Source organism: Variovorax sp. (assembly GCF_965279555.1).
Classification (GTDB): Bacteria; Pseudomonadota; Gammaproteobacteria; order Burkholderiales; family Burkholderiaceae_C; genus Variovorax.
Genome location: NZ_OZ257247.1, coordinates 2,583,726 through 2,604,916 on the forward strand (window position 1 = coordinate 2,583,726; position 21,191 = coordinate 2,604,916).

The window sequence follows — 21,191 nt, forward strand, 5'->3', positions numbered from 1 at the left end:
TGGATCGATGCAACGCATCACACCCGCCACCGCCGCAGACCTGTTCGACATCGCCGCCACGCGCCGCATCGAGCAGGCCGCGGCAGCCGCGCTGCCTGCTCACACGTTGATGCAGCGCGCCGGCCTCGCGGTCGCGCGACTTGCAATGGCCATTGCGCCGCATGCGCGAACCATATGGGTGGCGTGCGGGCCCGGCAACAACGGCGGCGACGGCTTCGAGGCGGCGGCGCAGTTGCGGCATCGGGGCTTCTTTCCCGTGGTCACGTTCGCCGGGGACGAGAGCCGGCTGCCGCCGGATGCGAAAACATCACTGCAGCGTGCCCGCGACGCGGGTGTCACCTTTGCAGAGAACCCGCCGACCGCTTACGAGCTCGCCATCGACGCACTGCTCGGCATCGGCTCCACAAGACCACCCGAAGGCACGATGGCCGAATGGCTACGGCAGATGCATGCGAGCGCGCAGCCGGTGCTCAGTGTCGATGTGCCGTCAGGGTTGAACGCGGACACCGGCGTGCTGCCGAAAGACGCCGACCACACGACCGCGTCGACACGCCACTGCATCACCTTTCTTACGCTGAAGCCCGGTCTCTTCACCGCACAAGGGCGCGACGCAGCAGGCATCACCTGGTTCGACGATCTCGGCTGCAGCCACATCAAGGATCAGCCAACCGCCCGGCTCGCCGGCACGCCGAGGGCACTGCCGCGCGCGCATGCCGCGCACAAGGGCAGCTACGGCGACGTCGCGGTAATCGGAGGAGCGTCCGGCATGGCGGGCGCGGCGCTGCTGGCAGGATCAGCCGCGCTGCATGCCGGCGCAGGCCGGGTGTTCGTCGGCCTGCTCGACCCCGGGGCGGCCGTCGTCGACACCTCACAGCCAGAACTGATGCTGCGCGACGCCCGCTCGCTCGACCTGTCGGCAATGACCGCCGTCTGCGGTTGCGGCGGCGGCGAAGCCGTGCGCGAACTCCTGCCGCGCGTGCTGGCGACAGCCGCTGCATTGGTGCTCGATGCGGATGCTCTCAACGCCATCGCGGCCGACAGCGCGCTGCAGCGGCAACTCGCATCGCGCGGAAAAGACGGATTGCCCACCGTGATCACCCCGCATCCGCTCGAAGCAGCTCGCCTGCTCGGCTGCACGGCCGCCGACATCCAGGCCGACCGGCTCGCGGCGGCGCGCCAGCTTGCATTGCGCTTCGGCGTGGTCGCCGTGCTCAAGGGATCGGGGACGGTGGTTTCGGACGCAAGCGGAGCGCCTCCGGTCATCAACCTGACAGGCAACGCCCGCCTGGCGACCGCCGGCACCGGCGACGTGCTGGCCGGCATGATCGGCGCCGCGCTGGCAGCCGGCCGACCCGCCTTCGAAGCGGCCTGCGAAGCTGTCTGGCAGCATGGCCACATCGCCGACACCTGGCCGGCCGATGCCGCTCCGCTCACGGCGGGCAGGCTGGCCCGCCGCGCGCCCGCCTGACGCGGCTCTTTGCCTAGCCGCGCCCGACGAAGGGCATCTTCGTCGCCATGATGGTGTGGAACAGCACGTTCGCTTCCAGCGGCAGGTTCGCCATGTAGAGCACCGACTGGCCGACGATCTTCACGTCGATCAGTGGCTCGATCGCGAGTTCGCCGTTGGCTTGCGGCACGCCCTTGGCCATGCGCGCGGCCAGCTCGGTCATCGCATTGCCCACGTCGACCTGCCCCACCGCGATGTCGTACTTGCGGCCGTCCAGCGACGCGGTCTTGGTGAGACCCTCGACCGCATGCTTGGTCGCCGTGTAGGCTGCCGAATTGGGGCGCGGCGCGGTGGCAGAGATGGAGCCGTTGTTGATGATGCGGCCGCCCATCGGCGTCTGCGCCTTCATCGTGCGGAACGCCTGCTGGATGCAGAAGAACATGCCCGTCAGGTTGATGTCGACCACGCCCTGCCATTGCTCTGGCGTCCAGTCCTCGAAGGGGCCGGGCGGGTTGCCCACACCTGCGTTGTTGAACAGCAGGTCGACACGCCCGAAGCGCTCGACCGTGGCGGCGAACAAGGCCTGCACCGAATCGGCCTTGGCCACGTCGGCAGGCACCGCAAAGGCACGGGCACCGGCGCCCGATTCTTCGGCGACCTGCTCCAGCGGCTCCAGCCGGCGCCCGGCCAGTGCCACGCTCCAGCCGTCGCCCAGCAGCGCCAGCGCCGCGGCGCGGCCGATGCCGGAACCCGCCCCGGTGACGATGGCGATGCGGCCCTTGTTGTCTTCAGCGCTCATGCTGTCTGTCTCTTTCTTTCTTGAGGTTGTCGATGGTTCATGCTGCAAGGCATCAGCGGCGCGGCTTGCGCCCCTTCATCTTGTTGGCGGCCTTCTTGACCGCCGACTTGAAAGCCTGCATCGCGGATTGCGGCCCGGCAGAAGCCGAGGTGCCCCGCTCCCCGCGCGGCTCGCCGCCGCCGGCTTCCGCCGCCTTGTGGCGGCTGCCTCGCTTGGCCGACGCCTTGACCGGCACGCCCGACGATGCCACGCCCTTGTCCTTCATGGCACGTGCCGTGAGTTCCTCGCCTTCGCGCACGAGGCGGAAGTCGATCTTGCGGCCGTCCAGGTCGACGCGGCTCACCTGCACCCGCACCCGCGTGCCGATGGCATAGCGGATACCCGTGCGCTCGCCGCGCAGTTCCTGGCGCATCTCGTCGAACTTGAAGTACTCGCCGCCGAGCTCGGTGATATGCACCAGCCCTTCGACGTACATCGCATCGAGCGTGACGAAGATGCCGAAGGTCGTGGCCGCCGTGACCACGCCGCCGTACTCCTCGCCGAGGTGCTCGCGCATGTACTTGCACTTGAGCCAGGCCTCGACGTCGCGGCTGGCCTCGTCGGCACGGCGTTCGTTGGCGCTGCAATGCAGGCCCGCGGCCTCCCATGCCAGCACTTCCTTGCTGGGCGCGACAGTCGCCTTCTGCGGCTTGTTGGTCGGCGCCTTCACGCGCGAAGCAAGCCGTTTCGCCAGCTTGGCATGCGCCTCGCCCGGGGTCGGCAGCATCGGCAGCTGGTAGCGCGTCTTGCCCAGGATGGCCTTGATCACGCGGTGCACCAGCAAGTCCGGATAGCGCCGGATCGGGCTCGTGAAATGGGTGTAAGCCTCGTAGGCGAGGCCGAAGTGGCCGCTGTTGATCGGCGTGTAGATCGCCTGCTGCATCGAGCGCAGCAGCATGGTGTGGATCTGCTGCGCGTCGGGGCGCTCCTTGGTGGCCTCGGCGATCGCCTGGAATTCGCCCGGCTTGGGGTCGTCGGTGATGCTCAGGCCGACACCCATCGCCTTCAGGTAGCCGCGCAGGATTTCCTTCTTCTCGGGCGTCGGGCCTTCGTGCACGCGGAACAGCCCCGGGTGCTTGCCTTCGGCGATGAAGTCGGCGCTGCAGACGTTGGCCGCGAGCATCGCTTCTTCGATCAGGCGATGCGCTTCGTTGCGCGTGCGCGGCACGATCTTCTCGATGCGGCCGGCGTCGTCGCAGATGATCTGCGTCTCGGTGGTTTCGAAGTCGACCGCGCCGCGCTTGCCGCGCTGCTTGAGCAGCGCCTTGTAGACGTCGGCGAGGTTCAGCAGGTCCTTTACGCGGTCCTTGCGCTTGGCGGCTTCAGGGCCACGCGTGTTGCCGAGGATGGCCGCCACTTCGGTGTACGTGAACCGCGCGTGGCTGAACATCACGGCCGGATAGAACTGGTAGGCGTAGATCTCGCCGTCGGCCGCAACCAGCATGTCGCACACCATGCACAGGCGTTCGACTTCGGGGTTGAGCGAGCACAGGCCGTTCGAGAGCTTCTCCGGCAGCATCGGGATGACGCGGCGCGGAAAGTAGACGCTGGTGGCGCGGTCGTAGGCGTCGATGTCGATGCCCGAACCGGTCTGAACATAGGCGCTGACGTCGGCAATCGCGACCAGCAGGCGCCAGCCCCTGCCACGGCCCACCTTCGCGGGCTCGCAGTAGACGGCATCGTCGAAGTCGCGTGCGTCTTCGCCGTCGATGGTGACGAGCGGAACGTCGGTGAGGTCTACGCGCCCCTTCTTGTCGGCGGGGCGGACCTTCTCGGGCAGCGCCTTGGCTTCGGCCAGGCACTCCGCGGAAAACTCGTGAGGCACGCCGTACTTGCGCACGGCGATCTCGATTTCCATGCCGGGGTCGTCGATCTCGCCCAGCACTTCTTTCACTCGGCCCACGGGTTGGCCGAACAGCGCCGGCGGTTCCGTGAGCTGCACGACGACGACCTGACCCACCTTCGCGGGACCGGTCGCGCCCTTGGGAATCAGGACGTCCTGCCCGTAGCGCTTGTCTTCCGGCGCAACGAGCCAGATGCCGCCTTCGTGCAACAGGCGTCCGATGATCGGCTGCTCTGGGCGTTCGACGATTTCGACCACGCGCCCCTCGGGGCGGCCGCGCCGGTCTTGCCGCACCACGCGCGCCTTGACGCGGTCCTTGTGCAGCACCGCGCGCATTTCGTTCGGCGGCAAATAAATGTCTGCTTCACCGTCATCACGCTGCACGAAGCCGTGCCCGTCGCGATGTCCTTGAACAGTTCCTTCGAATTCGTCCAGCAAGCCGCTGGAAGTGCCATTATTTTTGATATGATCTCCTTCTTTCCTGAAATTCAAAACGCAGTTGCTTCGGCAACTACGTGGGCCCAGATGGCGGAATTGGTAGACGCACTAGTTTCAGGTACTAGCGAGTAACATCGTGGAGGTTCGAGTCCTCTTCTGGGCACCAAGTTTATACAGACCCTCACCAGGTCATTCGATTCAAGCCACCGGTATCCGGTGGCTTTTTTCATGGTCGTTCGCATCCGCATCACGTGCGACACGATCGCCAGATTGCACCCGCCGATACCGACCGTGCACGCACGAACACGCTCGCCCGCATTCGGCAACAAATCACCCACACGAACAAAGCCGTGAAGACGCAAAAATTTCCACTCGCCAAAAAGGTTGCGCCAAATCTGTGTATATAATCGCAGTCTTTGCTGAAAAGCAGAGAATGCCCAGATGGCGGAATTGGTAGACGCACTAGTTTCAGGTACTAGCGAGTAACATCGTGGAGGTTCGAGTCCTCTTCTGGGCACCAAATTCACATTGACCCCCGCCAGGTCATGTTCCGAAACAAGCCACCGGTCTCCGGTGGCTTTTTTCTTGTCCGTTCGAATCTGCATCAAATCGGCAGGGCGATCAGGTCGTGACCTTCGGCGCCCACGATGCGCGCGCGCGTGAACTCGCCGACCTTCAGCGTCTTGCTGATCTTCTCGGGCGGCAACAGGCGGACCGTGCCGTCGATCTCAGGCGCATCGGCGTACGTGCGCCCCACTCCACCCTTGCGGCCCAGGCCCGGCGCCGAATCGACAAGCACCTGCATGGTCGAGCCGATGCGACGCTGCAGCTTGGCGATCGACACAGCCTCTGCCACTTCCATGAAGCGGGCACGGCGCGCTTCGCGCTCAGGCTCGGGCAGCATGCCCGGAATGTCGTTGGCCGTGGCGCCTGCGACCGGGCTGTAGGCAAAGCAACCGGCGCGATCGATCTCGGCTTCGCGGATGAAGTCGAGCAGGTGCTCGAATTCCTGCTCGGTCTCGCCTGGGAAGCCGGCAATGAAGGTGCTGCGGATCACGAGCTCCGGGCACACCTCGCGCCAACGCGCAATACGCTCCAGGTTCTTCTCGCCGCTGGCCGGCCGCTTCATGCGCTTGAGCACATCAGGGTGGCTGTGCTGCAGCGGCACGTCGAGATACGGCAACACCTGGCCGCTCGCCATCAGCGGAATGACTTCGTCCACGCTCGGATACGGGTACACATAGTGCAGGCGAACCCAGGCGCCATACGGCTCGGCGATTTCACCGAGGGTGCGCACCAGTTCGAGCATGCGGGTCTTGACCGGCTTGCCATCCCAGAAGCCGGTGCGGTATTTGACGTCGACGCCGTAGGCCGAAGTGTCCTGGCTGATCACGAGCAACTCTTTCACGCCACCCTCGAACAGGGCCTTGGCCTCGCTCAGCACGTCGCCGACCGGCCGCGACACGAGGTCGCCGCGCATCGACGGGATGATGCAGAAGGTGCACCGGTGGTTGCAGCCTTCGCTGATCTTCAGATAGGCATAGTGGCGCGGCGTCAGCTTGAGGCCGGCAACGCCGAAGGTGTTGGGAACCAGGTCGATGAACGGGTCGTGCGGCTTGGGCAGGTTCGCATGCACCGCATCCATCACCTCTTGCGTGGCATGGGGGCCGGTAACGGCCAGCACGCTCGGATGCATCTGGCGCACCAGATTGCCACCTTGGTCGCCCGTCTTGGCCCCGAGACAGCCCGTGACGATGACACGGCCGTTTTCAGCCAGCGCTTCGCCGATGGTGTCCAGGCTTTCCTTCACGGCATCGTCGATGAAGCCGCAGGTGTTGACGATCACAAGATCGGCACCTTCGAAGGTCTTGGCAGTTTGATAACCCTCGGCACTCAACTGGGTCAGGATCAATTCGGAATCGGTAAGGGCCTTGGGGCAGCCCAGGCTCACGAATCCGACCTTGGGGGCGGTCGGCGTGGCCGTGCGTTCGGGGGAGGCAACTTCGCTCATATGCCTCTATTGTCCCAGCTATCGGTGACGGCCGGGCGCCCATCGAAAAACCTTTGCCTTATGGCGATCGGGCGGTACTCAAGGACGCTTGATGCCAAAGGCCCCCAATACCTGCTCGGTGTTTTTCTGCATCTGCTCCTGCATCTGAAGGAAAACGTTCTTGGATTGCTCGACGTAGTTGCCCATCAGCCCCTGCAGCATCGGCGACTGCATGGTCATGAAGCGCGACCACATCTCGGGCGTCAGGCCTTCGGCCTTGTCGGCCAACTGCGCCTGCACTTCGGTCATGGCCTGGATGTTCTTCTCGAGATACGGGCCCATGTAGCCCTGCATCGCCTGCCCGTAGAAGCGAATGATGTTGGCCAGCACCTGCTCGGTGAACATCGGCGCGCCACCCGCCTCTTCTTCGAGAATGATCTGCAGCAGGATGCTGCGCGTGAGGTCGTCACCGGTCTTGGCATCCCGCACCACGAACTGCGCGTTCTGGATGACCAGCTGCTTCACCTCGGTCAAGGTGATGTACGTCGATGTCTCGGTGTCGTAGAGCCTTCGGTTGGGGTACTTCTTGATCACACGCTGTACCGGCTTGACCCCGGACTTCTTGCTCTGCACTGCGGACTCCTTCACATGGACGCCCATGTCATCGGATGATTCTAGGGAGCGGTTTTGCTGCATCGCGACAAGGTTTACCCTGACCGCGCCCCGCACATTGTTCAATCCGGCGATATTGCGTACTCCGCGCCGCATGCATGGCAGGCCGCGGTTTCGGGCCGCTCTTCAGCGGTACTACGAAAACGCAGTGGATTTTTTTGCCCGTAGACGACCCAGCAGCGCGGGCAGTGCTCCTGCCCGGTGGTAGGCAGATAGGCGCGCGCACGCTGTTCGGCTCGCTCTTCGGTCACCGGCATACCCTGGCGTTGTGCACGCGCTACTTCGCGTGCGGCCATCGTGTCGGTGCGGCCACTTGAGTGGTCGTTGATGCCGTAGACAGCGCGTGCAAACTCGAGAGGAGCCTGCTTCATCAGCGCCGCAAGACGCCTCTCGGCATGAGCCCGATCAACCAGCGTTGATCGCGTATGTATCGGATCGCTAATCAAGAAAATTGGAATGAAATTTCAGAGCCCTCAAGGTAGCACAACAACATGGCCGAGGTCTTCCAAAACCAGACTGCATGACGCGAACACCCGAACGCTTGCGTCGGATTTATGCGAGATAAATCGATAGTGCCATCGGGGCGGTAAGAAAGAAAAATTGCAGGCTGCTTTTGCTGGCAGCTGCAGTTTTCAAATTTTCCCTGTAAGCCTGAAGACTGGTCTTCTTCAGAGGGAAAATTGGTAGGCGCGATTGGACTCGAACCAACGACCCCCACCATGTCAAGGTGGTGCTCTAACCAGCTGAGCTACGCGCCTAAGGATGTGTCCGAGAAGCAGCTATTGTAGCAGGAGAAATGGCACTTTTTAGCGACGACGTGCAGATCGCACGCCAATTACTGCAGTGACCACGCCAAGCACCTGCGTGAGCCGCGCGGCATCTGCGATTTCGACGGTGAACGTCATCCACGCCGTGCCCTTGATCGATTGCGTCTGCACGCCGATCACGTTCATCTTCTCGCGCGCAAAGACGTCGGAGATATCGCGCAGCAGACCCTGGCGGTCTGCTGCTTCCACAGCCACGTCCACCGCATACACAGGCACTTCCGCGCCCTTCTTGGGAGCACCCCACTCGACATCGATCACGCGCTCGCCATCCTTGGCCGCCATCGTGCGGAAGTTGCTGCAATCGCTGCGGTGAACGCTGACGCCATGCCCGCGCGTGACGAAGCCGCGAATCGCATCCGGCGGCGCGGGCTTGCAGCACTTGGCCAGTTGCGTCATCAATGAAGACACGCCAACCACCAGCACGCCGCCCTTGCCCGACTTCTCGCTGCCGCGCGCCTTCTTGATGAGCACGCCATCGTCCGGCCCGGGCGTCGGCTCCGGCGGACGCAGCAGCGTCTCGATGTTGCGCAGGGAGAACTCGTCCTTGCCGACGACTTCGAACAGATGGTCCGCCGACTTGAAGCCGAGCTGCGAAGCCAGGTCTTCCAGCCGCACCGCCGTCTTGCCTTCGCGCTGCAGCAGCTTCTCGACCGCCTCGCGCCCACGCGCCACGGTCTCGTGCGTGATCTGCGCGTTGAACCATGCACGCACCTTCGCGCGCGCACGATGGCTGGCGAGATAGCCGAGTTCCGCGTTGAGCCAGTCACGCGAGGGCCCGCCTTCCTTGGCGGCGATGATCTCGACCGTCTGCCCGTTCGACAGCGGCGTGTTAAGCGGCACCATCGCGCCATCGACACGCGCACCGCGGCAGCGATGGCCCAGCGTCGTGTGCACCGTATACGCAAAGTCGACCGGCGTGGCTCCCTGCGGCAGCTCGACGATCGCCGCATCGGGCGTCAGTACATAGATGCGGTCGTCGAACAGGCCTTGTCCCTGCAGCCCGCCGGACAGATCACGCTCCCACGCCAGCAGTTGCCGCAGCACCGCGATCTTTGCGTCGTACTCGCCGCTGGCCCACACGCCCGCATAACCCTTGTGGCCGGCTTCCTTGTAGGCCCAGTGCGCGGCCACGCCGTGCTCGGCATGGTCGTGCATTTCTTCGGTGCGGATCTGGATCTCGATGGGCTTGCCCGGCTTGCCATCGACCAGCTCGCGCACCACCGTGTGCAGCGACTGATATCCGTTGGGCTTCGGCCGAGCGATGTAGTCGTCGAACTCCTCGTCGATGGGCTGGAAGTGCGAATGCACCCAGGCCAGGGCCGCATAGCAGTCCTTCACGTCGGGCACCACTACGCGCAGCGCGAGGATGTCGAAGACTTGCGCGAAGTCGAGCGACTTGCCGCGCATCTTCTTGACGATGCTGTAGATATTCTTGGGCCGCCCCTGCACCGTGGCCTTGACGCCCTCGGCCTGCAGTTCGCGCTCCAGTTGCGAACGCAGTTGCTCGACGTGCCCTTCGCGCTCGATGCGCTTCTCGTCGAGCAGCCGCGCGATCAGCTTGTAGGTTTCGGGCTCGAGGAAGCGGAACGAAAGATCCTCGATCTCCCACTTCACCTGCCAGATGCCCAGCCGGTTGGCCAGCGGCGCAAACACCTGCAGCGACTCGCGCGCCACGCCTTCGGGCGCCGGCTGCTTGCTTGCCGCCGCGTGCCGCAAGGTCTGCAGGCGCGAAGCCAGCCGCAGCATCACCACGCGCAAGTCGCGCGAGAACGCCAGCAGCATCTTGCGCACGTTCTCCGTTTGCGCACCCGCGCCTTCGGCGTGATGCCCCTGCGAGGCCGAACGCGCCTGCTCCTGCACGCGCACCAGCTTGGTCGTCTCGACCGCGAGCGCCGCGAAGTTGTCGCCGAACACCTTGGCGATCACCTCCTGCGGACGGTTCAGGTGCTGACAGGCATAGACCAGGTAGCTCGCCGCCTGCATCGCCTCGGAGCCACCCATCTTCGCGACGATGGCGGCCACTGCGTCGGCATGTGCGAGCGTGTTCTCTCCCGTGTCCAGCTTCTCATCGGCGATCAGCGGCTCGGCGAACGCACGCGCGCGCGCCAGCATGTTCTCCATCACCGGCGAGCGCTCGGCAGTTGCGGCGGACAACGGATAGTCGACCATGGCCATGTCGGACACGGGCGCCGTCTGGAGGCTCGATGAATCGCGCTTCACGCTTCTTCACTCAATCGAACAGGAAGCGGGTGACGACAGCGATCTGCGCGGGGTCGACGAAGGTCGGCGCATGGCCGACACCTTCGAACTCGACCAGCGCGGCATGCGGGCCGCGCTGCGTCATCGCTTGCGCGGTTTCGCGCGACAGCAGATCGGACACTGCGCCGCGCGTGATGAGCGTACGCGCCTCTATGGCGTCGTACAGCCCCCACATGATCGCGCCGCCCTGCGCCGCAGCTTCGGGCGTGATGGCCCGCAGCGCCACGCCGATGGCGGGGTCGTAGTGCAGCAGCCAGCCGCCCTGCTTGCCGCCTTTTTCGCCGCTCACATCGACCTTGGCCGAGCCGTCGGCCGTGCGCTGCGACGCCGGCACCACCATGTGGCGCGACAGCGCGAGCCATTGCTCAGGCGTGTGCGGTCCGAAGGTGGTCGACAGCGCCCACATGGCATCGGCCGCCGCCTGCACGCTCTCGTAGCGGCCGCTCTTGCCTACATAGGCACCGATGCGCTGCACCGCAGCGGGCTCAATCGTCGGGCCGACATCGTTGAGGACGAAGCGGCGGATCGGCCGCGCCAGCGGCAGTTCCTTGTGTCCCGCGAGCACGAAGCCGATCAAACCGCCCATGCTGGTGCCGATGTAGTCGAGCGTGTCGATGACCTGTTCGCGGTGCAGTTGCGCCACCAGCGCCACCATGTCGGCCGCATAGACTGGCACCTGGTAGAAGGCTGGATCGCGCAGCCAGTCGCTGCGCCCGCGCCCGGCCACGTCGGGGCAGACCACGCGCACGTTGCCGCCGGCGCGCGCCACGATGGCCTGTGCCAGCAGGTCGAAGTCGCGCCCCTGCCGGGTCAGCCCGTGCACGCAGACGACGACGTGCGCACTGCGTGCGTCGCCCCATTGCCAATAGGCCATGCGATGGCCGCCTTGGGCGTCGTCGCACGCCACGTAATGAAGCGTCGGTTCAGTCATGAAAACGAAGTCGTCCTGGTGCGGATAATTGTCTCGTCGCATCCTAATTCATCCGGAGATTGATCTACATGCTCAAAGGCAAAACCGCGCTTGTCACGGGGTCCACCAGTGGCATCGGCCTGGCCATCGCCAAGTCGCTCGCGCAACAGGGCGCGAACATCGTGCTCAATGGTTTCGGCGACGCCGAGGCCCCCAAGTCCCAGATCGAGGCGCTGGGCGTTCGCGCCGAGTACCACGGGGCCGACATGAGCAAGCCCGGGCAGATCGAGGACATGATGAAGTTCGCCGCCTCGAAGTTCGGCCGTGTCGACATCCTTGTGAACAACGCCGGCATCCAGCACGTGGCCAAGGTCGAGGACTTCCCCGCCGAACGTTGGGACGCCATCATCGCAATCAACCTCACCAGCGCATTTCATACGACCCGGCTGGCGATTCCGGCGATGCGCGAGGCCAACTGGGGCCGCGTCATCAACATTGCCTCCGCCCACGGGCTCGTGGCCTCGGCGCAGAAGTCGGCCTACGTGGCGGCCAAGCACGGCATCGTCGGCCTGACCAAGTCGGTCGCACTGGAAACCGCGACCACCGGCGTCACCGTCAATGCCATCTGCCCCGGCTGGGTGCTCACGGCGCTGGTGCAAAAGCAGATCGACGACCGCGCGGCGCGCGAAGGCATCACGGCCGCGCAGGCGCAGAACGAGCTGCTGGGCGAAAAGCAGCCTTCGCTGCAGTTCACCACCGTCGAGCAACTGGGCGGCCTGGCCGTGTTCCTGTGCTCGCCGGCGGCCGACCAGGTCCGGGGCGTTGCCTGGGCCATGGACGGCGGCTGGACTGCCCAGTAAAGGGTAGCCCGGCGGTACGCAGCCTTCTTATTTGAGCTGCACGGAACCCGACACGTTCACGATCACGCTGGTCTTGCCGGCCTCGACCGGCACGGCCGAATCGGACGAGAACGACGCCTTCGCCTGCATCGCCATCATGCGCGGGCGCGGGCCGTTGTCGCTCGCGTTCACCGACACCTCGCGCAGGGTGTAGCCGCCGAAGCCGAAGCCCTTGGCCAGCTCGGCGGCCTTCTGCTTGAAGTTATCGATGGCAATGCCCTGTGCCTCGGCCTCGGTCTTGGCGCGCTGCTCGCGGCTCAGGCCGAAACCGACGTTGCCCACGCTCAGCGTGCTGATGCGGCCGGCGGTCTGGGTGATGCGCGGGAAATCGCGGCCTTCGAGCACCAGCTCGGTGGAGCCCTGCCAGCCATTGATCTTGCCGTCCTTGGTGTAGCGCGGCGACAGGCTGAAATTGCCTGTGTGCACGTCCAGCTGGCCCGGCTGGGCGCTCTTCCTGGCCTCGCTCAGGGCGGCATCGAGCGCTGCCTTGAGCTGCGTCTGCACGGTGGCGGCATCGGCAGCGTCGCGGGTGGTCGTGAGCGTCATGCTCAGCATGTCCTGCTGCACCTCGACCGTTCCGGTCGCCGACAGCTGCAGCACGTTCTGCGGCGCGGGCGTGACAACGCTTTGCGCAATGGCGGTGCCGGCCACGGCCAGGGCGGCGCAGGCCGCGAGCAATTTGATGGTTTTCAAGGTGTAGTTCTCCCCAGTTGGTATGAAAAGACAAGCCGAGGCCAGCAAGCAAGCTGGCTGGCCCGCCGGAGCGCCTCAGCGGCGTTGGCTGCTGGGATACGTCAGCGGACGGGCCTCGGTCGGCGGTGCCGGCGCGATCCGCTCGGCCGGCTGCGATTCTGCCGAATTGACCAATGCACCCGCGGCGGGCGGGGTCCATTGGCCGCGAACCTGCTGGCGCAGCTCGAACAACTCGGCGGCCGTCAGGCGCCGGCCGGCCACGGCTTCCTCGCGGCGGACCTCTTCGCGCTGCCCGGCCCGATGGGCTGCGACGGCATCGCGAACCTCGCTGCGGCGCACCTCGCCGACCCTCATGAAATTGCCTGGAACCGCCTGCGCCCACAACGGCGCGCAGGCACAGGCGACAAGAAATGACCGGGCGAATAATGGGTGTCTCATTGAGCGAAAGTCATAAGGCAGCAGGAACTTTGCCACCTCAACGCGTACCGCTGGTGACCAGACCGCGAGCGTCCGCAAGTTTTGTAACTTAGTGTCAAACCATAAGTAAATCTGGCTCAACGAGTCCTTAACGCCTTCAGAATCGGCCCTGTTACAAATTCATCGTTGTAGAAATGACTCAAGTTCCCGCTCGCACCGACAAGATCGTGATCGTCGACGACGACGCCCGCATCCGCGACCTGCTGCGCCGCTACCTGACGCAAGAAGGCTTCGAAGTGATCGTGGCCGAGGACGGCAAGGCGCTCAACCGCATCCTGTTGCGCGACACGGTCGACCTGATCGTGCTCGACCTGATGATGCCCGGCGAAGACGGCCTCTCGGTCTGCCGCCGCCTGCGTGCCGCCAATGACCGCACGCCGATCATCATGCTCACCGCCAAGGGCGAGGATGTGGACCGCATCGTCGGTCTCGAAGTCGGCGCCGACGACTACCTCGGCAAGCCCTTCAACCCCCGCGAACTGCTGGCCCGTGTGCACGCCGTGCTGCGCCGCCGCCCGCCGCTCGAGGCGCCCGGCGCCCCCTCCACAGAGAACGAGACCGTCACCTTCGGCCCGTTCGCGTTCGATCTCGGCTCGCGCACCCTGAAGAAGGATGGCGAAGAACTCTCGCTGACCACCGGCGAGTTCGCGATGCTGAAGGCGCTGGTGCGCCATCCGCGTCAACCGCTGTCGCGCGAAAAGCTGGCCCAGCTGGCGCGCGGGCGCGAGTTCGAGCCCTTCGACCGCAGCCTGGACGTGCAGATCTCGCGCCTGCGCAAGCTGGTCGAGTCCGACGCCGCTGCGCCGCGCTACATCCAGACCGTCTGGGGCGTGGGCTACGTGTTCGTGCCGGACGGCACGGCCTGACGCCCCGTTGAAAGGTGGCCATCGGCCAACCCGCCAGACCGGGCCTGGTCCAGGAGGACGGCGCGCAGGTCACGATGCCGAGCCCGCTCGAGGCGAGCTCCCAGCGTGACCGCCGCCCCGGCCTCAAGCTGGGCTTCAGCCTCTTCTGGCGCACCTTCTTCCTGCTCGCGCTGCTGCTGATCGGCTGTACGGTCGCCTGGCTGCAGACCTTCCGCTCGCTCGAATACGAGCCCCGAGCCATCCAGACCGCGCACCAGATCGCCTCGCTCGTGAACCTCACGCGCGCGGCGCTGGTGTATTCGGACGCGATCACCCGGGTCTCGCTGATCAAGACACTGGCCGACCAGGAAGGCGTGCGCATCCTCCCGCGCGAGCCCAACGACCGCTTCGAGCCCTACACCAGTGGCGCGCTCGACCTGCGCGTGACCGAGGAGCTGATCGACCAGCTTGGCGAAGGCACCACGGTGGCCAGCCGCGTGAACGACGAAGCCGGCCTGTGGATCGGCTTCACCATCGAGAGCGACACCTACTGGCTGCTGCTCGACCCCACGCGCTTCAGCCGCGTGGGCGGGCGCACCTGGCTGGTCTGGCTCAGCACGGCGATGGCGCTGTCGCTGGCCGGGGCGGCGCTGATCACGCGGCTCATCAACCTGCCGCTCAAGCAGCTGTCACGCGCGACCATGCAGGTGCGCGAAGGCGAGTACGAAGCCCACCGGCTCGACGAGCGCGCCCGCACCAACGAGATCCGCGCCGTGAACATCGGCTTCAACCGCATGGCCGACCAGCTCGCCAAGATCGAGCAGGACCGAGCCATCATGCTGGCCGGCATCTCGCACGACCTGCGCACGCCGCTGGCACGGCTGCGGCTGGAAACCGAGATGAGCGTGGCCGACGAAGACGCGCGCGACCACATGGCCGCCGACATCGCCCAGCTCGACGCGATCATCGACAAGTTCCTGGACTACGCCCGGCCCGACCATGTCGATCCGCGCCCCGTGCTGCTGCGCGACGTGGTCGACGCCTGCACCTACGCCGTGCAGGACTACGACGAAATGAACATCACCGTCGACGTGCCCGCCGACCTGCGCGTGCTGGGCGACGAGGTCGAGCTCACGCGGGTGATCTCCAACCTGGTCGAGAACGCACGGCGCTACGGCAAGACGCCTTCCACCGGCGTGGCCGACGTGACGATCCAGGCGCAGGCCAACAACGATGCGGTGCTGATCAAGGTGCGCGACCACGGCGCGGGCGTGGAGCCCGCCCTGCTCTCGCAACTGACCAAGCCCTTCTTCCGTGGCGACACCGCCCGCACTTCGGCGGCCGGCGCGGGCCTGGGCCTGTCGATCGTGGCGAAGAACATCGAGCGAATGGGCGGCACCTTTGCGCTGACCAGCACGCCGGGGCGCGGCCTCGCGGCCCATATCCGGATGCCGCGCGCAATGCCGGCGGGTGCCGGCAAGCCCGGCGATTTGCCAGGCGGCAAGAAGCCGGCCTGAGCGCCGCCGCGTCAGCGGTGCAGCAGAACGGCCGCGCGCGCTTCCATCGCGCGGCCTTCGCCCACCGGGCCCAGCTTCTCGGCCGTCTTGGCCTTCACGTTCACCTGTTCCAGCGCCACGCCCAGCGTGTCGGCGATGCGCTGGCACATGAGCGGAATGTGCGGCGCCAGCTTGGGCGCCTGGGCGATCACGGTGCTGTCGACGTTGCCGATCTCCCAGCCCGCCGCGCGCACCCGGCGTGCTGCCTCGGCCAGCAGCACGGACGAATCGGCACCGCGAAACTGCGGGTCGGTGTCCGGAAAATGCCGGCCGATGTCGCCCAGCCCGGCGCCGCCCAGCAGCGCGTCGGTAATGGCGTGCAGCAGCACGTCGGCGTCCGAATGGCCCAGCAGGCCCGTGACGTGCGGCACCTCGATGCCGCCCAGGATCAGCTTGCGCCCCGCCACCAGCTGGTGAACGTCCCAGCCCTCGCCGACGCGGAAATTGAAAGCGCTCGTCATGCCATGCCCTTCCTGCGCCCGAGCAGCACCGCCTCGGCGAGTGCGAAGTCTTCGGGGTAGGTCACCTTGAAGTTCTGGGCGCTGCCCGGCACCAGCAGCGGCGACAGGCCGATGGCCTCGATGGCGCCGGCCTCGTCGGTCACGGCGTCGCCGATGCGCTCCAGCGCGTCGAGCAGCATGCCGATGCGGAACATCTGAGGCGTTTGCGCCAGCCACTTGTCGGCGCGCGGCAGGGTCTGGGCCACGCGGCTTTCCGTGGTCGATGCTTTCAGCGTGTCCGCCAGCCGGTGGGCCAGCAGGCCGCCCACGGCGTCGTGCTCGCAGGCCGCGATCAGCGCCTCGATCTGGCTCGAACTGACGAGGCAGCGCGCCGCGTCGTGCACCAGCACCCAGTCGTGCGCGCCGGCGCCCTTCTGCCGCAGCGCCGCCAGGCCGTTGCGCACCGTGGCCGCCCGGGTCAGGCCGCCTACGCGCAGCAGGTATTCGTTCTCGGCGGGAAAGCGCGGCAGCGCGGCGTCCACGTCGCGGTCGTCCGGCGACACCACCAGCGCCAGCCCCGCGAAACGCCCCGCCAGGGCCCGGAAGGCCTCCAGCGTGTGCGCCACCATCGGCAGGCCGGCCAGGCGCCGGTACTGCTTGGGCTGGGTGGACTGCCCATGGCCCGCGCGATGGCCGGAGCCGGCGCAGGGAATCAGCACGAAAAGGCGGGAAGAAGACATGAGGTCCTGTACGGGCGGGCCAATGGCCGACAAGCGGATGAAGGGCCGCCATTCTAGAATTGCCCTTCGCACACCCCTCGCCAGCCGGCGCGGGGTGTTGTGCATTTCCTAAGCGTTCCATGGACCTCCCCCATCTCACGGCGGGCAAGCGTTTCACGCTGCCGCGTCCCCCGTTGTCGGCCGATGCACTGCTGCTGGCGCAGTTGGCCATGCGCGAGAAAGCCGCCGGGCGCGCCACGGCGATGTTCACCGCCGATGCCAACGACGCCCAGCGCCTGATCGACGAAATCGCCTTCTTCGCTCCCGACCTGCGCTGCGCCCTGTTCCCCGATTGGGAGACGCTGCCCTACGACAGCTTCTCGCCCCACCAGGACCTGATCAGCGAACGCCTGGCCACCCTCTGGCGCATCAGCCAGAAAGAGGCCGACGTGGTGCTGGTGCCCGCCACCACCGCGCTCTACCGCCTGGCGCCGCCGTCCTTCCTGGCCGGCTACACCTTCCACTTCAAGGCCAAGCAGAAGCTCGAGGAATCGAAGCTCAAGGCCCAGCTCACGCTGGCCGGCTACAGCCATGTGACGCAGGTGGTGAGCCCTGGCGAATACGCAGTGCGCGGCGGGCTGATCGACCTGTTCCCCATGGGTTCGCCGGTGCCGTTCCGCGTCGACCTGTTCGACGACGAGATCGACTCCATCCGCACCTTCGACCCCGACACCCAGCGCAGCCTCTACCCCGTGCCCGAGGTACGCCTGCTGCCCGGCCGCGAGTTCCCGATGGACGAAGACGCGCGCGGGCGCTTCCGCAGCCGCTGGCGCGAGCTGCTAGAGGGCGACCCGACCAAGAGCCGCATCTACAAGGACATGGGCAACGGCGTGGCCACGGCCGGCATCGAGTACTACCTGCCGCTGTTCTTCGACGAGACGGCCACGGTGTTCGACTACCTCGGCCCCGACGCCACCGTGGTGCTGCACGGCGACCTGGAGCCAGCGTTCCAGCATTTCTGGCAGGACACCAACGAGCGCTACCGGCTGGTGCAGGGCGACCCCGAGCGCCCGGCGCTGCCGCCCGAAGCGCTGTTCCTGAACGCCGAGCAGTTCTACCAGCGCGCCAAGCCCCATGCGCAACTCGCCATCCGTGGCGATGTGCCCACCGAGGCGCCCTACGCCGAGTTCGACAAGCTCCCGCCCTTCGCCGTGGTGCGCGGCGCCGAAGACCCGCTGGTAGGCCTCAAGGCGCACATCGCGAAGACGCCGCACCGCGTGCTGCTGATCGCCGAGAGCGACGGCCGCCGCGAGAGCCTGCTCGACTTCCTGCGCGCCAGCGGCGTGAACCCGCCGGCCTTCGACTCGCTGGCCGAGTTCGAAGCCTCGACCGACGAGAAGGTCGGCATCGCCACCGCCGCGCTGGCTTCGGGCTTCGCGTGGCGCGAACAGGGTATCGACCTCGTCACCGAGACCGAGCTGTTCGCCACCGCGCCCACCACGCGCCGGCGCAACAAGAAGCAGGAACAGGTCAGCGACGTCGAAGCGCTCATCAAGGACTTGTCGGAGCTGAACGTCGGCGACCCCGTGGTCCACACCGCGCACGGCATCGGCCGCTACCGCGGCTTGATCCACATGGACCTGGGCCAGGGCAACGGCCCCGACGGCAAGCCCCTGCTGCAGGAAATGCTGCACCTGGAGTACGCCGACAAGGCCACGCTCTACGTGCCGGTGTCGCAGTTGCACCAGATCAGCCGCTACACCGGCGTCAGCGCCGACGAGGCCCCGTTGCACAAGCTGGGCTCCGGCCAGTGGGAAAAAGCCAAGCGCAAGGCCGCCGAGCAGGTGCGCGACTCGGCTGCCGAGCTGCTCAACATCTACGCCCGCCGCGCCGCGCGCGAAGGCCATGCCTTCCGCTATTCGCCGGCCGACTACGAGGTGTTCGCCAACGACTTCGGCTTCCAGGAAACCGCCGACCAGAAGGCCGCGATCCATGCGGTGGTGCAGGACATGATCTCGCCCCAGCCCATGGACCGCCTGGTGTGCGGCGACGTGGGCTTCGGCAAGACCGAAGTGGCGCTGCGCGCCGCCTTCATCGCCGTCACCGGCGGCAAGCAGGTGGCCTTCCTCGCGCCAACCACGCTGCTGGCAGAGCAGCACTACCAGACGCTGGTCGACCGCTTCGCCAAGTGGCCGGTGAAGGTGGCCGAGATGAGCCGCTTCCGCTCGGCCAAGGAAATCACCACCGCTGCCAAGGGGCTGGCAGAGGGCCAGGTCGACATCGTGGTCGGCACGCACAAGCTGCTCTCGCAGTCGGTCAAGTTCAAGAACCTGGGCCTGCTGATCATCGACGAGGAACACCGCTTCGGTGTGCGCCACAAGGAAGCGATGAAGGCCATGCGCGCCGAGGTCGACGTGCTCACGCTCACCGCCACGCCGATTCCGCGCACGCTGGGCATGGCGCTGGAAGGCCTGCGCGACCTGAGCGTGATCGCCACCGCGCCGCAGCGGCGCCTTGCCATCAAGACCTTCGTGCGCAACGAAGGCACGGGCGTGATCCGCGAGGCCGTGCTGCGCGAGCTCAAGCGCGGCGGGCAGGTCTACTTCCTGCACAACGAGGTCGAGACCATCGAGAACCGCCGCCAGAAGCTGGAAGAGATATTGCCCGAGGCCCGTATCGCCGTGGCCCACGGCCAGATGCCGGAGCGCGAGCTGGAGCGCGTGATGCGCGACTTCGTGGCGCAGCGCTACAACCTGCTGCTGTGCTCGACCATCATCGAGACCGGCATCGACGTGCCGACCGCCAACACCATCGTGATGAGCCGCGCCGACAAGTTCGGCCTGGCGCAGCTGCACCAGCTGCGCGGCCGCGTCGGCCGTTCGCACCACCAGGCGTATGCCTACCTCATGGTGCCCGACACCGAGGGCCTGACCAAGCAGGCGGCCCAGCGGCTCGACGCCATCCAGCAGATGGAAGAGCTGGGTTCCGGCTTCTACCTGGCCATGCATGACCTGGAGATTCGCGGCACTGGCGAGGTGCTGGGCGAAAGCCAGAGCGGCAACATGATGGAAATCGGCTTCCAGCTCTACAACGAGATGCTCAGCGAGGCCGTGCGCGCGCTCAAGGCCGGCCAGGAGCCCGACCTGCTGTCGCCGCTTTCGGTCACCACCGAGATCAACCTGCACGCCCCCGCGCTGCTGCCGGACGACTACTGCGGCGACGTGCACCTGCGGCTGTCGTTCTACAAGAAGCTGGCCACCGCGAAGACGCCCGACCAGATCGACACGCTGCTCGAAGAAATCGTCGACCGCTTCGGCAAGCTGCCGCCGCAGGCGCAGACGCTGATCGACACGCACCGCCTGCGCGTGCTGGCGCGGCCGTACGGCGTGGTGAAGGTCGATGCCGCGCCGGGCATCATCAACATCACCTTCAGGAAAGACGCGCCGGTCGACGGCATGGCCATCATCCAGCTGATCCAGAAGAACAAGCACATCAAGCTGGCCGGCAACGAAAAGCTGCGCATCGAGCGCGAACTGAAAGAGCCGAAAGACCGGGCCCAACTGGTGCGCGACGTGCTGCGCAGCCTGGGCCAACCCATCGTCAAGGAGACCGCCACCGCATGAGCGCCATTCAAGAAATCTCCCCCGGCCTGGTCATCCAGCGCGTGAAGCCGCCGCTGAAGCTGGCCGACTTCAAGCTGATCGCGTTCGACATGGACTCGACGCTGATCAACATCGAGTGCATCGACGAAATTGCTGACGCGGTCGGCAAGAAGGCCGAGGTGGCCGCCATCACCGAAGCCACGATGCGCGGCGAGATCAAGGACTTCAAGGAGAGCCTGCGCCGCCGCGTGGCGCTGCTGAAGGGTGTGCCGGTCGAAGCGCTGCAGCAGGTGTACGACGAGCGGCTGAAGCTCAACCCCGGCGCGAGCGAGCTGGTTGGGGCCTGCAAGAAAGCCGGCCTCAGGGTGCTGCTGGTGTCGGGCGGTTTCACCTTTTTCGCGAACCGCGTGAAGGACCGCCTGGGCATCGACTTCGCGCGCTCCAACCTGCTCGACGAAGCCGACGGCAAGCTCACGGGCGAGGTCGTCACGCAAAGCTGGGGCGACATCTGCGACGGCGCCGAAAAACGCCGCACGCTGCTCGAGGTGGCTTCGCTCATGGGCATCTCGCCGCAGGAAACCATCGCCGTCGGAGACGGTGCCAACGACCTGCCGATGATGGGCGAAGCCGGTCTCTCGGTGGCCTACCACGCGAAGCCGAAGGTGCGCGAGCAGGCGATGGTTGCCATCAATGAAGGCGGCCTGGACCGCGTTCTCGAAATACTGCGATGACCGGT

General features: G+C 66.2%; 17 protein-coding genes and 3 tRNA genes. 8 read left to right on the forward strand and 12 right to left on the reverse strand.

All coding sequences use genetic code 11. From position 1 onward, the window contains the following. Window positions 1–7 precede the first annotated feature (7 nt). Entirely contained in the window at window positions 8–1,468 is a 1,461-nt protein-coding gene (locus ACQY8B_RS12375; RefSeq protein WP_422086971.1) for an NAD(P)H-hydrate dehydratase, read from the forward strand. Between the two features lie 13 nt (window positions 1,469–1,481). On the opposite strand, the gene ACQY8B_RS12380 is transcribed toward ACQY8B_RS12375, so the two are convergent. Both ACQY8B_RS12380 and rnr read right to left on the reverse strand, forming a co-directional pair. After that, on the reverse strand, window positions 1,482–2,246 hold the full coding sequence (locus ACQY8B_RS12380) for an SDR family oxidoreductase (protein ID WP_422086972.1): 765 nt from the start codon (window positions 2,244–2,246) through the stop codon (window positions 1,482–1,484). A 52-nt stretch (window positions 2,247–2,298) separates the two neighbouring features. After that, window positions 2,299–4,566, reverse strand: a complete 2,268-nt coding sequence (rnr, locus tag ACQY8B_RS12385) for a ribonuclease R (protein ID WP_422086973.1) — start codon at window positions 4,564–4,566, stop codon at window positions 2,299–2,301. 81 nt (window positions 4,567–4,647) lie between these two features. Between rnr and ACQY8B_RS12390 the strand changes: the two genes are divergently transcribed. Then, window positions 4,648–4,732: transfer RNA gene (locus ACQY8B_RS12390), tRNA-Leu, on the forward strand. A 269-nt stretch (window positions 4,733–5,001) separates the two neighbouring features. Further along, window positions 5,002–5,086, forward strand: a tRNA-Leu gene (locus ACQY8B_RS12395). 84 nt (window positions 5,087–5,170) lie between these two features. On the opposite strand, the gene rimO is transcribed toward ACQY8B_RS12395, so the two are convergent. From rimO to ACQY8B_RS12425, 6 genes are all read right to left on the reverse strand, one after another. Further along, window positions 5,171–6,577 (reverse strand): 30S ribosomal protein S12 methylthiotransferase RimO, encoded by a 1,407-nt coding sequence (gene rimO / locus ACQY8B_RS12400; RefSeq protein ID WP_422086974.1) that lies wholly within the window; start codon window positions 6,575–6,577, stop codon window positions 5,171–5,173. A 78-nt stretch (window positions 6,578–6,655) separates the two neighbouring features. Continuing rightward, on the reverse strand, window positions 6,656–7,216 hold the full coding sequence (gene phaR / locus ACQY8B_RS12405) for a polyhydroxyalkanoate synthesis repressor PhaR (RefSeq protein WP_081267273.1): 561 nt from the start codon (window positions 7,214–7,216) through the stop codon (window positions 6,656–6,658). Window positions 7,217–7,290: 74 nt separating this feature from the next. After that, entirely contained in the window at window positions 7,291–7,599 is a 309-nt protein-coding gene (locus ACQY8B_RS12410; RefSeq protein ID WP_422086975.1) for a hypothetical protein, read from the reverse strand. 310 nt (window positions 7,600–7,909) lie between these two features. Next, window positions 7,910–7,986: transfer RNA gene (locus tag ACQY8B_RS12415), tRNA-Val, on the reverse strand. Between the two features lie 48 nt (window positions 7,987–8,034). Then, entirely contained in the window at window positions 8,035–10,230 is a 2,196-nt protein-coding gene (locus ACQY8B_RS12420) for a RelA/SpoT family protein (RefSeq protein ID WP_422089189.1), read from the reverse strand. A gap of 55 nt (window positions 10,231–10,285) precedes the next feature. Next, window positions 10,286–11,287, reverse strand: a complete 1,002-nt coding sequence (locus ACQY8B_RS12425; protein ID WP_422086976.1) for an alpha/beta fold hydrolase — start codon at window positions 11,285–11,287, stop codon at window positions 10,286–10,288. A 26-nt stretch (window positions 11,288–11,313) separates the two neighbouring features. Between ACQY8B_RS12425 and ACQY8B_RS12430 the strand changes: the two genes are divergently transcribed. Continuing rightward, window positions 11,314–12,084, forward strand: a complete 771-nt coding sequence (locus tag ACQY8B_RS12430; protein ID WP_422086977.1) for a 3-hydroxybutyrate dehydrogenase — start codon at window positions 11,314–11,316, stop codon at window positions 12,082–12,084. A gap of 27 nt (window positions 12,085–12,111) precedes the next feature. Here the strand turns inward: ACQY8B_RS12430 and ACQY8B_RS12435 are convergent, their stop codons facing one another. Beyond that, window positions 12,112–12,816, reverse strand: coding sequence for an SIMPL domain-containing protein (locus tag ACQY8B_RS12435; RefSeq protein WP_422086978.1), 705 nt, complete (start codon window positions 12,814–12,816; stop codon window positions 12,112–12,114). Between the two features lie 75 nt (window positions 12,817–12,891). Next, the gene (locus ACQY8B_RS12440) at window positions 12,892–13,170 is read right to left on the reverse strand and encodes a hypothetical protein (protein WP_422086979.1); all 279 of its coding nucleotides are present in this window, start codon (window positions 13,168–13,170) and stop codon (window positions 12,892–12,894) included. A 257-nt stretch (window positions 13,171–13,427) separates the two neighbouring features. Here ACQY8B_RS12440 and ompR point away from each other — a divergent pair, with 257 nt between their 5' ends. Both ompR and ACQY8B_RS12450 read left to right on the forward strand, forming a co-directional pair. Then, window positions 13,428–14,159, forward strand: a complete 732-nt coding sequence (gene ompR, locus ACQY8B_RS12445) for a two-component system response regulator OmpR (RefSeq protein WP_007837017.1) — start codon at window positions 13,428–13,430, stop codon at window positions 14,157–14,159. A gap of 74 nt (window positions 14,160–14,233) precedes the next feature. Beyond that, window positions 14,234–15,655, forward strand: a complete 1,422-nt coding sequence (locus ACQY8B_RS12450; RefSeq protein ID WP_422089190.1) for an ATP-binding protein — start codon at window positions 14,234–14,236, stop codon at window positions 15,653–15,655. Window positions 15,656–15,666: 11 nt separating this feature from the next. Here the strand turns inward: ACQY8B_RS12450 and ispF are convergent, their stop codons facing one another. Both ispF and ispD read right to left on the reverse strand, forming a co-directional pair. Continuing rightward, complete coding sequence (gene ispF / locus ACQY8B_RS12455; protein WP_422086980.1) at window positions 15,667–16,155, reverse strand: 2-C-methyl-D-erythritol 2,4-cyclodiphosphate synthase; 489 nt, start codon at window positions 16,153–16,155, stop codon at window positions 15,667–15,669. Then, window positions 16,152–16,874, reverse strand: coding sequence for a 2-C-methyl-D-erythritol 4-phosphate cytidylyltransferase (ispD, locus tag ACQY8B_RS12460; protein WP_422086981.1), 723 nt, complete (start codon window positions 16,872–16,874; stop codon window positions 16,152–16,154). Before ispD ends, ispF begins: the two co-directional genes overlap by 4 nt. A 119-nt stretch (window positions 16,875–16,993) precedes the next feature. Between ispD and mfd the strand changes: the two genes are divergently transcribed. Both mfd and serB read left to right on the forward strand, forming a co-directional pair. Then, a complete protein-coding gene (gene mfd / locus ACQY8B_RS12465; RefSeq protein ID WP_422086982.1) occupies window positions 16,994–20,476 on the forward strand; it encodes a transcription-repair coupling factor in 3,483 nt (1,160 codons plus the stop codon). Continuing rightward, window positions 20,473–21,186, forward strand: coding sequence for a phosphoserine phosphatase SerB (gene serB / locus ACQY8B_RS12470; RefSeq protein WP_422086983.1), 714 nt, complete (start codon window positions 20,473–20,475; stop codon window positions 21,184–21,186). The genes mfd and serB overlap by 4 nt, the downstream gene beginning before the upstream one ends. Window positions 21,187–21,191 lie beyond the last annotated feature (5 nt).

What these genes read in the sequence shown, in the direction of transcription:
- ACQY8B_RS12375 (WP_422086971.1), top strand. Translation starts at nt 8, where the DNA reads ATGCAACGCATCACACCCGCCACCGCCGCAGACCTGTTCGACATCGCC.
- ACQY8B_RS12380 (WP_422086972.1), bottom strand. Translation starts at nt 2,246, where the DNA reads ATGAGCGCTGAAGACAACAAGGGCCGCATCGCCATCGTCACCGGGGCG.
- rimO (WP_422086974.1), bottom strand. Translation starts at nt 6,577, where the DNA reads ATGAGCGAAGTTGCCTCCCCCGAACGCACGGCCACGCCGACCGCCCCC.
- phaR (WP_081267273.1), bottom strand. Translation starts at nt 7,216, where the DNA reads ATGGGCGTCCATGTGAAGGAGTCCGCAGTGCAGAGCAAGAAGTCCGGG.
- ACQY8B_RS12410 (WP_422086975.1), bottom strand. Translation starts at nt 7,599, where the DNA reads ATGAAGCAGGCTCCTCTCGAGTTTGCACGCGCTGTCTACGGCATCAAC.
- ACQY8B_RS12420 (WP_422089189.1), bottom strand. Translation starts at nt 10,230, where the DNA reads ATGGCCATGGTCGACTATCCGTTGTCCGCCGCAACTGCCGAGCGCTCG.
- ACQY8B_RS12425 (WP_422086976.1), bottom strand. Translation starts at nt 11,287, where the DNA reads ATGCGACGAGACAATTATCCGCACCAGGACGACTTCGTTTTCATGACT.
- ACQY8B_RS12430 (WP_422086977.1), top strand. Translation starts at nt 11,314, where the DNA reads ATGCTCAAAGGCAAAACCGCGCTTGTCACGGGGTCCACCAGTGGCATC.
- ACQY8B_RS12440 (WP_422086979.1), bottom strand. Translation starts at nt 13,170, where the DNA reads ATGAGGGTCGGCGAGGTGCGCCGCAGCGAGGTTCGCGATGCCGTCGCA.
- ompR (WP_007837017.1), top strand. Translation starts at nt 13,428, where the DNA reads ATGACTCAAGTTCCCGCTCGCACCGACAAGATCGTGATCGTCGACGAC.
- ACQY8B_RS12450 (WP_422089190.1), top strand. Translation starts at nt 14,234, where the DNA reads ATGCCGAGCCCGCTCGAGGCGAGCTCCCAGCGTGACCGCCGCCCCGGC.
- ispF (WP_422086980.1), bottom strand. Translation starts at nt 16,155, where the DNA reads ATGACGAGCGCTTTCAATTTCCGCGTCGGCGAGGGCTGGGACGTTCAC.
- ispD (WP_422086981.1), bottom strand. Translation starts at nt 16,874, where the DNA reads ATGTCTTCTTCCCGCCTTTTCGTGCTGATTCCCTGCGCCGGCTCCGGC.
- mfd (WP_422086982.1), top strand. Translation starts at nt 16,994, where the DNA reads ATGGACCTCCCCCATCTCACGGCGGGCAAGCGTTTCACGCTGCCGCGT.
- serB (WP_422086983.1), top strand. Translation starts at nt 20,473, where the DNA reads ATGAGCGCCATTCAAGAAATCTCCCCCGGCCTGGTCATCCAGCGCGTG.